Origin of the sequence: Acinetobacter bohemicus ANC 3994, from assembly GCF_000367925.1 — a bacterium.
GTDB classification, from domain to species: Bacteria; Pseudomonadota; Gammaproteobacteria; order Pseudomonadales; family Moraxellaceae; genus Acinetobacter; species Acinetobacter bohemicus.
The window spans coordinates 369082-384411 of the sequence record NZ_KB849176.1; the positions used below are offsets into that span (position 1 = coordinate 369082).

General features: G+C 41.7%; 12 protein-coding genes. 9 read left to right on the plus strand and 3 right to left on the minus strand.

The features are described from left to right. The first annotated feature begins 59 nt into the window (after window positions 1-59). Window positions 60-1574: a glycerol-3-phosphate dehydrogenase gene (gene glpD, locus F994_RS14555; RefSeq protein ID WP_004651327.1), complete on the plus strand. Its 1515-nt coding sequence runs from the start codon at window positions 60-62 to the stop codon at window positions 1572-1574. A 192-nt stretch (window positions 1575-1766) separates the two neighbouring features. Here glpD and F994_RS14560 read toward each other — a convergent pair whose 3' ends face one another. Together F994_RS14560 and F994_RS14565 are read right to left on the minus strand one after the other, a co-directional pair. After that, on the minus strand, window positions 1767-2132 hold the full coding sequence (locus F994_RS14560) for a hypothetical protein (protein WP_004651328.1): 366 nt from the start codon (window positions 2130-2132) through the stop codon (window positions 1767-1769). Between the two features lie 94 nt (window positions 2133-2226). Then, complete coding sequence (locus tag F994_RS14565) at window positions 2227-4059, minus strand: phosphoenolpyruvate carboxykinase (GTP) (protein ID WP_004651330.1); 1833 nt, start codon at window positions 4057-4059, stop codon at window positions 2227-2229. Between the two features lie 416 nt (window positions 4060-4475). Between F994_RS14565 and F994_RS14570 the strand changes: the two genes are divergently transcribed. The 8 genes from F994_RS14570 to F994_RS14605 all read left to right on the plus strand — a co-directional run bounded on the left by F994_RS14570 (window position 4476) and on the right by F994_RS14605 (window position 12775). Beyond that, on the plus strand, window positions 4476-5414 hold the full coding sequence (locus F994_RS14570) for a diacylglycerol/lipid kinase family protein (RefSeq protein WP_004651331.1): 939 nt from the start codon (window positions 4476-4478) through the stop codon (window positions 5412-5414). Beyond that, window positions 5395-6168 (plus strand): metallophosphoesterase family protein, encoded by a 774-nt coding sequence (locus F994_RS14575; protein ID WP_004651332.1) that lies wholly within the window; start codon window positions 5395-5397, stop codon window positions 6166-6168. Before F994_RS14570 ends, F994_RS14575 begins: the two co-directional genes overlap by 20 nt. Window positions 6169-6365: 197 nt before the next feature. Next, entirely contained in the window at window positions 6366-6656 is a 291-nt protein-coding gene (locus F994_RS14580; protein ID WP_004651333.1) for a co-chaperone GroES, read from the plus strand. 57 nt (window positions 6657-6713) lie between these two features. Next, on the plus strand, window positions 6714-8348 hold the full coding sequence (gene groL, locus F994_RS14585) for a chaperonin GroEL (protein WP_004651334.1): 1635 nt from the start codon (window positions 6714-6716) through the stop codon (window positions 8346-8348). Window positions 8349-8918: 570 nt separating this feature from the next. Continuing rightward, complete coding sequence (locus F994_RS14590; RefSeq protein ID WP_004651335.1) at window positions 8919-9419, plus strand: Dps family protein; 501 nt, start codon at window positions 8919-8921, stop codon at window positions 9417-9419. A gap of 206 nt (window positions 9420-9625) precedes the next feature. Beyond that, window positions 9626-10855 (plus strand): efflux RND transporter periplasmic adaptor subunit, encoded by a 1230-nt coding sequence (locus F994_RS14595; RefSeq protein WP_004651336.1) that lies wholly within the window; start codon window positions 9626-9628, stop codon window positions 10853-10855. After that, window positions 10852-12075, plus strand: coding sequence for an ABC transporter permease (locus F994_RS14600; protein WP_004651338.1), 1224 nt, complete (start codon window positions 10852-10854; stop codon window positions 12073-12075). The genes F994_RS14595 and F994_RS14600 overlap by 4 nt, the downstream gene beginning before the upstream one ends. Further along, window positions 12068-12775: an ABC transporter ATP-binding protein gene (locus F994_RS14605; protein WP_004651339.1), complete on the plus strand. Its 708-nt coding sequence runs from the start codon at window positions 12068-12070 to the stop codon at window positions 12773-12775. The genes F994_RS14600 and F994_RS14605 overlap by 8 nt, the downstream gene beginning before the upstream one ends. 364 nt (window positions 12776-13139) lie before the next feature. Here F994_RS14605 and F994_RS14610 read toward each other — a convergent pair whose 3' ends face one another. Then, entirely contained in the window at window positions 13140-15230 is a 2091-nt protein-coding gene (locus F994_RS14610; RefSeq protein ID WP_004651340.1) for a TonB-dependent siderophore receptor, read from the minus strand. Between the last annotated feature and the right edge of the window lie 100 nt (window positions 15231-15330).

A 15330-nucleotide genomic window follows, 5' to 3' on the forward strand; every position in this document is an offset into this window, starting at 1 on the left:
TTTCCTAAAATAAGAACAAGTTTAAGCCCAATTTTTTTAATAATATAAGGGAGGGAATCATGCAAGTTAGTCATCCTGTTTATGATGTGGTTGTTGTGGGTGGTGGAATTAATGGCGTTGGTGTTGCTGTTGACGCTGTAGGGCGTGGCTTGTCTGTGTTTTTGTGTGAGAAGGATGATTTAGCCAGTCATACTTCTTCAGCGAGCAGTAAGCTTATTCATGGTGGTTTACGTTATCTTGAGCATAAAGAGTTTCGTTTAGTGCGTGAAGCTTTAGCCGAACGAGAGATTTTATTGGCCAAAGCCCCGCATATTATTCGCCCTTTGCGTTTTATTATGCCCCATCAGCCCCATTTGCGTCCTGCGTGGCTAATTCGAACGGGCTTATTTTTTTATGATCATTTGGGTAAAAGAGAAAAATTAGCAGGTTCAAAACATATTACTTTTGATGTGGCAACAAGCCCTTTAAAAGCGGAAATTACTCAGGGTTTTGAATATTCTGATTGTGCTGTGGATGATGCACGATTAGTGGTGTTAAATGCGATACAAGCGCGGGAACAAGGGGCTCATATTGCGACCCAAACCCGATGTACATCGGCTTACCGTGAAAATGGTTTGTGGGTGATTGATTTAGAAAATACGCAAGGCCGTTATACCGTTCAGGCGAAGGCGTTGGTGAATGCTGCTGGGCCGTGGGTGGCGCAATTTATTCAACAGAATTTAAAGCAAAAATCACCTTATGGTCTTCGGCTGATTCAAGGCAGTCATATTGTTGTGCCTAAAATTTATGCAGGGGGTAAGGCATTTATTCTGCAAAATGATGATCACCGGATTGTTTTTGCAATTCCTTATTTAGATCAATACACCCTTATTGGGACAACGGATCATGAATATCAAGGTGATTTAAATAAAGTTGCGATTACCCAGCCAGAAATGGACTATTTATTGGATGTTTATAATGATCACTTTAAGCATCAATTAGGTCCTCAGGATATTTTATATACTTATTCAGGCGTGAGGTCTTTATGCGATGATGAGTCTGATAATCCATCGGCGATTACCCGTGATTATACTTTGGCGCTCTCGCAAGAGCAGGATGCGCCTTTGCTTTCGGTGTTTGGAGGTAAACTCACCACCTATAGGAAGTTAGCAGAATCTGCCATGACATACTTACAGCCTTTCTTCCCGACCATGAAAAAGCCTTGGACAGAAAAAGCGTTATTGCCCGGTGCAGAGAACTTGGTTTCAGTTGAACTTTTAATTCAGCAGATTTTACAAGCAGTTCAAGATGTATCTGTTCAATTGGCTTCAAGGTGGGCGCATGCCTATGGTTCAAGGGTGTGGGTGTTTTTGAACAATATTTCAATGTTACATGAGCTTGGGCAAGATTTTGGGCATGGGCTGTATGCGCAAGAAGTGGATTATTTGGTGAATCAAGAATGGGCGATCACGAGTTCTGATATTTTGTGGCGTAGAAGTAAATTAGGTCTAGAATTTACTGAAACTGAGATTCAAGCTCTGGATGAGTATTTGCTTGAGCTACATAAACGCCGTGCCATGTCTGCTGTAGCTTAATTTTTTGATTGGATATTTTGAGCCTTTGGGTGGAAATGGCAATGATCTTGTCCGACTCCATTTGCTTTTTGCGATGTTAACTTTGAATGGATAGCAGCTCGGGTTGCTATCCATTTTAAATTTTATTTTGAGCTATAGGTTGTTTATATAAAAAAAGGTCACCGCAGTGACCTTTTTAGCTGTTTTAAATCATTAGATTTCTATGCCGCCTAGTGCTTTGCAGTCAACAGGGGTATTCCATTTTACAGCTGTGCCCCACATTACTGGTCGTACAACTCGCCAAGGCCAAAATCCAAATCTTTGGCTGGCATTGTAGCTGATGACCACGTTACCACCCACTTGATGCGCTCGCTCTGCAAAGCGCGGATACAGCTCTACGACGCTGCCGTATGTACCTTTGGCAACTTTAATACGTTTTTTAATCTGAAATTGGCTAGAATCTGGCGTACCTTTGATTGCACAGATATGAATAGCAGGTTGTTCGGTCGTCTCTGGTTTAGCCATCGCAAGACTAGATACGCCGAGTAAGCAGGCTGTTAGTGTGAATGTTTTTAGCATGAGTTGCCCCTTGTTGTAATAAAGTTTTTTAGATTTTTTGTAATGTGTAATTCTAAAAAAAAGGTCGCCGAAGCGACCTTTTATTCACTTTAGATTAAGCAGATTTTTTAACTGCTTCTAAAAGTTCATTTTGACGTGCTGTTAGAGCAGCGGGTAAACGCTCACCCAGTTTACTGAATAATTCAGTATGGCTTTCAAGCTCTTTGATCCATTGATCTTTGTCTTGCGCTGTTACGGTGTTGAATTGCTCTTTAGAGAAATCAATACCTTCCCAGTTTAATTGTTCGTAAGTTGGAACAAGACCAATTGGTGTTTCAGTCGCTTCAGCGCGACCTTCACAACGGTCAATCATCCACTCAAGAACACGCATGTTCTGACCGAAACCAGGCCATACGAAGTTGCCTTCAGCATCGCGACGGAACCAGTTTACGTTAAAGATTTTAGGAAGTTTATTGCCTGCAACTTCAGCTTTAGCTGCAACTTGTTCACCCAATTCTAACCAATGAGAGAAGTAGTCAGCCATGTTGTAGCCAGCAAATGGAAGCATCGCAAACGGATCGCGACGAACAACACCTTGTTGACCAACAGCAGCAGCAGTGGTTTCAGAACCCATTGTTGCTGCTTTATATACGCCATCAACCCAGTCAAACGCTTCAGAAACTAAAGGCACTGTGTCTGCACGACGACCACCGAAGATGAACGCTGAAATTGGAACACCTGCTGGATTTTCCCAGTCAGCGTCAATTGAAGGGCATTGACCCGCAGCAACAGTAAAGCGTGCATTTGGATGTGCTGCTTTTTCTGCGCCAGTATGTGGTTGACCTTTCCAGTTGGTGAGGTTAGCAGGCGCTTCTTTGGTTAGACCTTCCCACCAAACTTCACCGTTGTCCGTTACCGCAACGTTGGTATAGATCACGTCTTTATGCAGAGTCGCCATACAGTTTGGATTGGTTTTGGTATTTGTACCCGGTGCTACACCGAAGAAACCAGCTTCAGGGTTAATTGCATATAAGCGACCGTCTTCACCTGGTTTGATCCAAGCAATATCGTCACCTACAGTTTCAATTTTCCAGCCTTCATAACCTGCTGGTGGAATCAACATTGCAAAGTTGGTTTTACCACAAGCAGAAGGGAATGCCGCTGCGATGTAATGTTTTTCACCTTGTGGATTGGTCACACCAAGGATCAACATGTGTTCAGCCAACCAGCCTTGTTGACGCCCCATAGCCGATGCAATACGTAAAGCTAAGCATTTTTTACCCAGCAATGCATTACCGCCGTAACCAGAACCGTAAGACCAAATTTCACGTGTTTCTGGATAATGAACGATGTATTTTTCAGGGTTGCAAGGCCATGCAATGTCTTTTTGATCCGCTTCAAGCGGTGCGCCTACAGTGTGTACGCAAGGAACGTATTCACCATCAGTACCAAGAACGTCATAAACAGCTTTACCCATGCGAGCCATTTTAGACATGCTGACTGCTACATAAGGAGAATCAGTGAGTTCGATACCGATGTGTGCAATATGAGAACCTAAAGGACCCATAGAGAAAGGAACAACGTACAAAGTACGGCCTTTCATAGAACCATCAAACAAACCGTTTAAGCGAGCGCGCATTGCAGCAGGCTCTTCCCAGTTGTTTGTCGCGCCTGCATCTTCTTGTTTTTCTGAACAGATGTAAGTACGGCCTTCAACACGAGCAACGTCAGAAGGATCAGAATTAGCAAGATAAGAACCAGGATGAGTTTCTTGGTTAAGCGCTTGCATAGTGCCGTTAGCGATCATCAAGTTGATATAACGTTGATATTCTTCTTCGCTGCCGTCACACCATTCAATTTTCGCTGGTTTCGTTAATTTTGCAATTTCTTCAACCCATGCAATAAGCTTAGGGTGACGAACGAATTCTGGTGCGTTCACTTGGGTCATGGTGAGGCCTATCTCGAATGTGTACAATTTAACTGTAAAAAGTACAATCTGAGTAATGAAATACATCACTCAGATAAAATATGAAAAAAAAGTGGCTGTATTAAAGCATAAAATCATAAAAAAAATAAGACCAAAGACGTGCTGGATTTCTGTAGGTGGTTTAGGTTGATTTGTTATAAAAACGATAAAATACAATTGTTTATTAGGTTTTTACAATCTGTATCTCTTTATTTAATGTATTTATGAGTGTTATTTATTTTAATTATGTTTTTAATAATCAATTGTTTATGCATTAATTCTTTATGAGAATTGTTATTGATTAAATAAATGGTGCTAATTCAATTTTTACATAAAGGGGCTTTAAATAATAGCTCAACTGGTTGAAATTAGAACAAAAGCTTTAATTGTGTATAAAAATGTTTAAACAGCACAAACCATTATCCATTATCTATAATGCAAAGTCAGGATTTCACGCTTCAAACCAAGCTGAGTTTTATGAGCAAATCATCGATCGATTATCTAAGCATGGTTTTGAAATTCAGTCTTTTGAAATCAGTTCACAGAGCAGTTTCGATCTTTTGATGCAAAAGGTATTGGCACGGCATCGCTACTCAGAACATAAAGGCGTGATTGTTGCAGCAGGCGGGGATGGCACTTTAAATGCTGTCGCTGCAAGCTTAATGGGTTTGGATATTCCGATGGGAATCTTACCCTTAGGTACTTTTAACTATGTTGCTCGGGTGCTGAATATTCCTCTGGATTTGCTTGAAGCCACAAAAGTGATTGCTACAGGAACCACCAGAAATATTCATGTGGCACAGATCAATGATCATATTTACCTAAACAATGCCAGCTTGGGCTTGTATCCATTATTTATTCAAAAGCGCGAACTTTACAATCAGCGTTTTGGTCGATTCCCTTTGCATGCTTATACTTCAAGTTTGGATGTGTTAATCCGTGATCGTAAAGAATTGAAGCTTGAAGTTGAAGTGGATGGTAAAAAGTATCCAGTCAAAACACCGCTGATTTTTTTTGGCAATAATCAATTGCAATTAGCGGAAATGAATTTGAAAATTGCCAAATGCGCAGAACTTGGACAGGTTGCTGGGGTGGTGGTCGCGAAAAGTGACAAACTGACCTTATTTAAAATGCTGTGGCAATTGATTCAAGGGAATTTGGAAAAAGCCCCAGATGTTTACAGTTTTGCAGCAGATGAAGTCAAGGTTCATTCGAAGCGCAACAAGCTGACTGTTGCTATCGATGGAGAAATTGTGGAAATGCAGCCACCATTAAAAATTACTGTGCGGAAAAATGCGTTAAAAGTCATGGTGCCTTATGATTCTGCATCTGTCTGATTTACATTTTGGTACTGAGAAATCTGCCTGTATGGCTGCGATCAGGTTGTTTTGTCTAGAGCATGAAATTGAAGCTGTTGTGGTCAGTGGTGATTTAACCCAGCGTGCGCGTTATATGCAGTTTTATGATTGTAAACAGTTTTTGGACAGTTTAAATCTGCCTTATTTGGTCGTGCCGGGGAATCATGATATTCCACTGTATCACTTATGGAATCGGGTCTTCAGCCCATTTACCCGTTATCAGTTATTTTTTGGCAATATGGAAAGCACACTGGAAACAGAACACTTTTTTATTGTGGGTGTGAACAGTATTCGGCGACGTTATCATACCAAAGGGCATATTTCACTGGAGCAAATTCAGCAGATTGATCAGTCTTTGCAGCAGGCGCCACCAAATAAAATTAAATTAATTGTGGCGCATCAACCTTTTTATACCCCTCCAAATGCTGAACATGGCGTGAAAGACTGTCCAATATTGGGGCAAATGGCGCTGGAAGTGTGGAGTAAAAGTGGGCTAAATGGCTTATTACATGGGCATTTACATCATACGGCTGTTTATGATTTGAATGAGCTTTATCAGTTAAATGCGAGTCATGCGGTGTTAGAAATTCATGCAGGAACGGCAACGTCATATCGCTTACATGGTAGTTTACCAAACAGTTTTAATGTGATCCATGCCAATTGTGCTATCGCACATTATTATTTTGATAATGCGTTAGCTGATTTTGTTCTGAATGAAAGAAATGCAGATTAAATCAAGAAATAGCGAGAATCGAATAAAAAAAAGCCAAAATCATAAATATTTTTTCATTTTACCCTTGAAGCGTTTTTTTCCATCCCCACAAAAGTGTCATCGAAATTATTTTCTGATAATGACCCATGGAATAATTAAGTCATTATCCATTCACTGTATAAAGACCTGTTTTTACAATCAGGTAGATGGAGTTTCAAATGAGCAACATTCGTCCTTTACATGATAACGTTGTTATTCGCCGTGTTGAGAAGGAAACCAAAACTGCCGGTGGTTTGATCTTAAGTACTTCAGCAGCTGAACAACCTGCTCAAGGTGAAATCATTGCTGTAGGTAACGGTAAAATCACTGACACTGGTGTACGTGCTTTAGACGTTAAAGTAGGCGATAACGTATTGTTTGGCGCATATGCTGGAACAAAAGTAAAAGTTGATGGTGAAGAACTTCTTGTAATGAAAGAGTCTGATATTTTAGCCGTTTTAGAAGGCTAATACAGACCTGTTCTATTGAATCAGATTCTTGAAAATTAAAAATATTTGGAGTAAGTCATGTCAGCTAAAGACGTAAAATTTGGTGATTCAGCACGTAGCAAAATGATTGCAGGCGTAAACGTACTTGCAGATGCAGTAAAAGTGACTTTAGGTCCTAAAGGTCGTAACGTTGTTATTGATCGTTCTTTTGGTGCACCGCACATCACTAAAGATGGTGTAACTGTTGCTAAAGAAATTGTTTTAAAAGACAAATTTGAAAATATGGGCGCTCAACTGGTTCGTGAAGTATCTTCAAAAACCAATGACATCGCTGGTGACGGTACAACGACTGCAACTGTATTGGCGCAAGCTATTTTGAATGAAGGCATCAAGTCTGTAACTGCGGGTATGAACCCAATGGACTTGAAACGTGGTATCGACCTTGCTGTTCGTGCCGTGGTTGAAAATATTAAAGCAACAGCTAAACCAGCTTCAGACACGAAAGCCATTGAACAAGTCGGTTCAATTTCTGCAAACTCTGACACCACTGTGGGTAAACTCATTGCACAAGCAATGGAACGCGTGGGTAAAGAAGGCGTGATCACGGTTGAAGAAGGTTCAGGCTTTGAAGATTCGCTTGACGTTGTTGAAGGTATGCAGTTTGACCGTGGTTATATCAGCCCGTACTTTGCAAACAAACAAGAAACTTTAACGGCTGAACTTGAAAATCCGTTCATTCTTCTTGTTGATAAAAAAATCAGCAACATCCGTGAATTGATTGCAGTGTTAGAAGCTGTTGCTAAAACGGGTAAACCACTGCTTATTATTGCTGAAGATGTTGAAGGCGAAGCGTTAGCAACACTTGTTGTCAACAACATGCGCGGCATTATTAAAGTATGTGCGGTTAAAGCACCTGGTTTTGGTGACCGTCGTAAAGCAATGTTGCAAGATATCGCGATCTTAACTGGTGCAACTGTGATTTCTGAAGAAGTTGGCATGTCTCTAGAGCAAGCTTCTCTTCAAGATTTAGGTACAGCGCATAAAGTGACTGTTTCTAAAGAAAATACAGTACTTGTTGATGGTGCTGGTAATGCGACTCAAATTTCTGAACGTGTGACTCAAATCCGTGCGCAAATTGAAGAATCAACCTCAGAATACGACAAAGAAAAACTTCAAGAACGTGTTGCTAAATTAGCAGGCGGTGTTGCAGTCATCAAAATTGGTGCAGCAACAGAAGTTGAAATGAAAGAGAAGAAAGACCGTGTAGACGATGCACTTCATGCAACTCGCGCTGCGGTTGAAGAAGGTGTAGTTGCGGGTGGTGGTGTTGCGTTGGTACGTGCTGCATCTGCACTTGATGGCTTAACAGGTACAAATGATGACCAAAATGTTGGTATCAACATTTTACGTCGTGCAATCGAAGCACCTTTACGTCAAATCGTTGCCAATGCGGGTGATGAGCCATCTGTTGTGATTAATGCTGTTAAAAATGGTGAAGGTAACTTCGGTTATAACGCTGCAACAGGTGAATATGGCGATATGCTTGAAATGGGTATTCTTGACCCAGCTAAAGTAACGCGTTCTGCACTTGAGCATGCTGCATCTGTTGCTGCTTTAATGCTAACAACAGAATGCATGATCACTGATATCCCAGAAGACAAACCTGCTATGCCAGATATGGGCGGCATGGGTGGTATGGGCGGTATGATGTAATTTGCCTTTGAGTAATACACGTTGTTGTAATTATTGATAAATCATTACTTTTGTCTCAAGATTACGCATGGTGTTACTCACATTTGTTTTGTTGTAGAAAAGGTCGCTTAAATGCGACCTTTTTTATGCTTGGATTTCATGTTATTTCCAACTGATTTAAGGCTTGGATGAATCTCAGTTAATCAACACACTTGGTTTATTTATGCTTTTAGAAGATCTATGTATAGAAGTGGGATTCTATTACGGCTATATCTGTGCCTAGAAATAATCTTTAAGCCTATGCCAATGCAGAGGACGCCTTAACAGAAGCAAGCAAAATTGCACATAGCGGGTGCTAAAATAGAAATGAAAGTGATGAAAAATCTAGCGCTTGGAGAAGCGGTATTTTTGCTGTAATACAACTTAAGGTCGATCTAATGGCGATGAAATTTTATGATCGTAAAGGTTTGCAAAATGCTGTTAGGGGAGTATAACAACAGATATCCTTTGTTCGACAGAACTGATGGTCTGAGTGATAAATTTTAACTTTATATAGAATAAACAAATACTTAAAATATAAGGAATCTTAAGATGGGTACTTCTAAAAAACAATCTAAAACCATGAAAATTGATATTGGCATCTCTCATAATGATCGTGCCAAAATTGTTGAGGGTTTATCAAAACTACTCGCTGATAGCTATACTTTATATTTGATGACCCATAATTTTCACTGGAATGTTACAGGGCCACAATTCAATAGCTTACATAACATGTTTATGAACCAATATACTGAGCAATGGAACGCATTGGATATCATTGCTGAGCGAATTCGTGCTTTAGGTTTTCCTGCTCCTGGGACATATAAACAATTTGTAAAATTAACCGCAATTAAAGAAGTAGAAGGCGTTCCAAAAGCACAGGAAATGGTCAGCTTATTGGTCAATGCTCATGAAACTGTTGCGCGCACGGCTCGCGCTATTTTCCCGATTGTCGATGAAGTCAATGACCAGCCAACAGCAGATATCATCACGCAAAGACTTGAAGTACATGAAAAAACAGCGTGGATGTTAAGAAGTCTTTTAGAAGAGTAACAATAGACATCTCTCTATTGAATAGGTGAATTTTATTTATAAAAGTAATCTAAGCTCAATGAGTTACTGTTAATTTAAAAAATCTGTTTCATTTCTCGTTGAGTGAGTGAGACAGATTTTTGAATGCGTTTTAAAATATATTGTTTTACAGGGCATGGTACTTTTGATTGAGGTACTAGGCTTTTAATTTGAACTGGAGAAGCTCATTGCGCGCTGCCCGCTATAAATCTGTGGTTATGATTATACTGCTTATGCTCACAGTTGGTTTTGCGGTATTTCACTGGTGGCGGGGGCCGCTGTTGTCGGGTTATACCGTTGCGTCGATGCCATTGGTGCAAACCGTAGTCGCGACTGGGCGAGTAGTGACGGTGTCACGTACCCAGATTGGCAGTGAAATTACTGGGGTGGTACTTGAGCGGCTTGTGCAAGAAGGGGATCGGGTTTCACGCGGTGATTTACTGTTGGTACTGAAATCGGATGAGATGACTGCTCAGGTACGGCAGGCAGAGGCTGCGCTGACCGAGTTGGCGACCAGCAGGCGTCCACAAGCTGAAGTGGATTTGGCGAATGCGAAAGTACAGTTTGAACAGGCTAGCCGTGAAGCAGAGCGTAGACGCAATTTGACCGAACCTGCAATGTTGTCAGCCGAAGCAAGGGAGCAGGCGGACAAGGCAGAGAGGGTTGCTCGTAATAACTTTGAGTCGGCACGTTTAAGAGTGGCAGCACTGGCACCCGGTAAAGTTGAGGAGGTTCTGCTCCGTGAGCGTCTTGCTGCACTACAAGCACAGCTTGCCAAAACAAAAGTACGCGCCGAAGTGGCAGGTACAGTGCTAACACGCAATGTAGAACCAGGTGATCTGGTACAGCCGGGGCGAACTTTGCTCACGATTGCGCTTGATGGCAGCACGGAAATTCGTGTGCCGTTCGACGAGCGAAATTTACCACGGCTTGCATTACAGCAAAATGCGGCAGTCATTGCCGATGCCTATCCAGATAAAGCTTTTCCTGCCCGTATCAATTTTATTGCACCCAGCATTGACCCACAGCGTGGTACGGTGGAGGTTCGGCTAGCGGTTAATCCAGTGCCTGAGTTTTTGCGTCAGGATATGACGGTGTCGGTGAATATTGAAACGGGCAAGCGAGAGCAAGCATTGGTTATTCCAAATGATGCTTTAAGTGATGTACAGGGCAATCAGGCAAGGGTGCTGTTGCTGCGTGATGGGAAAATACAACGTCAGCAGGTCATTTTGGGGTTACGTGGCTTGGCCATGTCTGAGGTAATTTCAGGTTTAAGTGCGGGTGATCATGTACTGGCTGATGCTGAATCCTCACTCGCGGATGGTACGCGGGTACGCTTAAAGCTGCAAAAAACAGCGTTTGCCAACCATGCCAATAACGCAAACAGCAAGAATGAATTACCGGTGAAATTCGATTGAAACATTTTTTTGGGCGACTTTGGATCGAGTGGACCATTGCCATCAGTTTTTTGCGCGAGGGGCGTGCGCAATCCATCATGATTACTGTGGGGGTTGCAGTGGGTGTAGCTGTGATTGTGTTCGTTACGGCTTTAATGCAAGGTTTACAGTCCAATATTATCCAGCGCACCTTAGGCACACAGGCTCATATCCGTTTGTTGTCACCGGATGATGTCAACCAAATAATAGCACCGGCAGCAGGTACTTTACAGTTGTTGCAAGAAGATAAACGCCCACAGCGCCTACGCTCTATCAACAATTGGCAGCAGATTACCGCAACTCTGGATCAGTTGCCATTATTGACAGCTGTGTCACCAGTCGTATCTGGGCCTGCATTTGCCCAGCGTGGTGATGCTTTGGAGTCGGTGGCATTGGTGGGTATTGATGTTGAGCGTTATCAGAAAATCATTCCCCTTAAAGAGTATCTGATCAGTGGTCAGCTACGCGTGGGAGCCGATGAGGTGCTGATTGGCAGCCAATTGGCTGAAGATCTAGGGGTGCAGGTGGGCAGTAAGCTGCGGCTGGATACTGGTCAGCAGAACAGTGCGGTGGTGAATATTGCTGGTATCTTTGAACTGGGGGTACGTGAGCTGGATGCTCGCTATGTCTATCTGGACTTGAAACAGGCACAATCTTTGCTCAGCCTCCCCGGTGGTGTCACGGTCATTGACTTAACTGTTGCCGATATTTTTGAGGCAGAAAATGTGGCTGCACAGGTCGGACGTCTGACATCACTACAAGCCGAAAGCTGGATTAAAACCAATGCGCAATTAATGAATGCGATTTCAGCGCAGAGTCTATCAACCAGTATGATTATTGTTTTTGTGGCTATTTCGGTGGCCTTTGGCATTGCCAGTGTATTGTTGGTTAGCGTTGTGCAGCGCACCCGAGAAATTGGTATTTTACGTGCGACAGGCGCGACGCGACAGCAAATTTTACGAATTTTTCTATTTCAGGGCGCTATGTTTGGCTTACTTGGCTCGGTTCTGGGCAGTGTGGCCAGTTACGCGTTGGTGTGGGTATTTAATAATTTTGGTCCGGGTTTGTTTTATATTCCAGTGTCTATCGATCTGATTATGCTGGCATTGTTATTGGCCATACTGACCGGTGTATTGGCTGCTGCTATACCCGCACGCCGCGCAGCAGCACTCGACCCTGTGGAGGCTATTCGTCATGTCTGATCAGTCCGCTGAAGTGTTACGTCTAGAGGCGCTGCGCAAGTCTTACAATATTGCTCAGCCCAATGAGGTTGAGGTGTTGCATGGGATTGATCTATGTATTGAACGTCACGACTTTGCTGCACTGATTGGTCCGTCAGGCTCTGGTAAAAGTACCTTGTTGAATATCCTTGGCTTACTGGATAAACCCAGTAGCGGCGAGCTTTATCTGTTGGGGCAGGCGACAAGTAGCATGGATGACGCTGGACGTACTGCACTGCGCGGCAACAGTATCGGCTTTGTCTTTCAGTTTCATCATCTTATTCAGGCTTTTACGGCTTTGGATAATGTACTGATGCCATTGATGCTGACACGAGGTAAACCAGATAAATTTTTGATACAACAAGCACGTGAATTGCTTGCCGCGGTTGGTCTGGAAAAGTTTGCCAACCGTAAACCAAATGAACTTTCAGGTGGTCAGCAACAGCGGGTTGCGATTGCCAGAGCGCTTATCACTGAACCGGCATTGCTTCTAGCCGATGAACCTACGGGTAATCTTGATACTCAGACGGCAGCTGAGGTTTTTGAGTTGTTCCATAAAGTGAATCGCGAACGAGACTGTGCAGTACTGCTGGTCACCCATGATCCGCGTTTGTCAGCAAACTGTGATCGAACCATTAATTTGGTCGATGGGCGTATTGAAAGTGATTCGCAAAAGAATTAAAGCAGATTGGTCTACTTAAACGTCAGGGGATAAGAGCAACGAAGAATTAGCACTTTATTGCCATTTATATAATTGTTTATTTGGTTGTTTGTTTTTTAGTCTCTAGCCAGAAATCATTTAAGCGCTGTAAAGAATTTCCAATGCATTCTAAAGCACAATATCTTGAGATAATAGTCATCTGGTTTTTTGTTTGTCCAACCTGTTTTTGCGCATAATGGGGTTGTTTAAAATTTGCAGTAGCTCTTTTAATAAATTCGAATGAGCTTATCGTCATTTAAAACTTATTATTATCTGTGGAAAATACCGAAAAGTCAGACGAGGTGTCTAACTTTTGGCGGATAGTACGAGAGCTACGTCAAATCATTTAAAATTTAAACTGTGCAGAAACAGAAGCATGTAAAGGTTCGCCCGGTTGAACCCATAATTCACTATAACTAGAAACATAGTATTTTTCGTCAAATAAATTTTTCAGATTAAGCTGATAACGTAACCGATCAGAGGGTGAGTAATAAGCATTTAAATTGGTGAGGGTGTAACTTGGCAGATTAAAGCCATTATCTAAGTTATGGCCACTACGTTCCCCAACATGAATGATATTTGCTCCAATTCCAGCACGTTGACTACCGTTGAGTAACCATTCGTATTGACTACTTAAAGATGCTTGGTGTTTTGGGATATTGCTTAAACGAGCGCCTTTTGCCAAATCTTGATCTTTTTCAATTTTAGCATCAGTCAAACTATAGGTTGCTGCTATTGTCCAATGGTCTGTAAGTTGACTGTTTAAATCAAATTCGATGCCCTGACTGCTTACTTCCCCAGCGGCGGTTTGAAAGTTAGAATCAAGCGGATCAGTGGTTAACACATTTTGTTTTTTCATTTTAAATAGTGCCATACTGATTAAACTGGATTCATTTAATCGATATTTTCCACCTAATTCATAACTTTGCCCTTGTTCTGGAGCGAAAGTCTCACCCAAACGATTCATGCCACTATTCATTGCAAAAGAATGTCCATAGTTACTATAAATAGACGCTTGATTTGAAATCTTAAAATTAATACCTACCCGTGGGCTATTGCGTTGCAGGTTTTGTTGATCTTGTTTTGCACTTAAATGATTTTCAAAATTTTGTTGGATATAGTCGTAGCGATTACCAATTAAAATACTCCATTGATCATTAAAGAATATTTGATCTTGCAAATTAATCGCAGCATAGCGTTGTCGTTCCTGAGTGTTGGTAAAAACTGCCAGCTCAGGAGCATACACGCCATATATAGGTTGATAAATATCGATGGTATTTAAATAGCCCGTACCATGGTTACGGCGTAATTGATCTTGTTTAAAATCAAGTTGTCCTAATTCTGTTGAAAGCAGTAATTCGTGACGTGCCCACGTATGATCAACTGTTCCAAGTAACTCATTTTGCCATAGAATATCTTCACTTTGATAATCACGATAACGGCGCTGACGCTCTAGAGTTTGACCATCGGCCTGAATACGGCGTGGCTCAGTTGAATAACCGACCATTTCAGCATCTTTATAGCTCATAGCCGTTTTAAAGCTCCATTCATCATTTAAAGCATGATTCAAACGTAACTGAAAAAAATGATCCTTTACCCGCATGTCTCCATCACTGGGTTCGCCAGTAAAGGTCTTAGGATCCATCACAAATTGTTGATGAAGGGTGCTAACCCCACGATCAAATGTACCCATGTGCTGGGTCAATTCGCTGTCGAAATCCAGTTGGGTTTGATCTGAAATTTTCCAAGAAAGTTGAGGTGAAAAGAACCAGCGTTCACTAGATACATGATCTCGAAAGCTCTGATTATTTTCATGTGCAACGGCAAGACGATAAGCAATTTCATCATTTAAAGGTGCTGTGTGCTCGGCACTGAAACGATATTGTTCGAAGCTATTGGCACTTAAGTTCATTTCACTTTCAGATTGCCAAAGCGGTTTTTTACTATTGATATTAAGCAATCCACCTGTTTCACCACGGCCATATAATGCTGCGGCAGGCCCTTTTAAAAAATCGAGAGATTGAATATTGACCATATCTTTGGGTGCACTAATACCACGATTGACACTTAAGCCATTGCGAATGATTGCCGCACCTAAATTTGGATCGCTACTAAAGCCACGGAAAGAGTAATTATCCCAAAACCCACCGCCATAGTTGTTTTGATGAAAAACACCACTGACGAATGTGAGTGCATCGTCAATGCGTTGAGCATCTTGTTGCTTTAACGTTTCGGAATCAATAAAAGCACGATTGAAGGGAACATCTAATACATCGTGTGAAAATTTGGTCGCGGCAGTGTTTGTTTGCACATCATGTTCTGATGAAGTCTCAGCACGAACTTTAATGGTTTTTAACACCGTCATCTCATCGCCCCAAGCCAAACAGGAAATAAATGAGAAGCCCAAAACAGGTAAAAAAGTGGTCTTGTATTTCATTATTGAGCAAAGTCCAAAGATAAATAGATATTATTGTTATGATATAACATATCGTAATGTTCAGCTATTCATGTTTATGGCTTTAGCGCATAAATTGCCG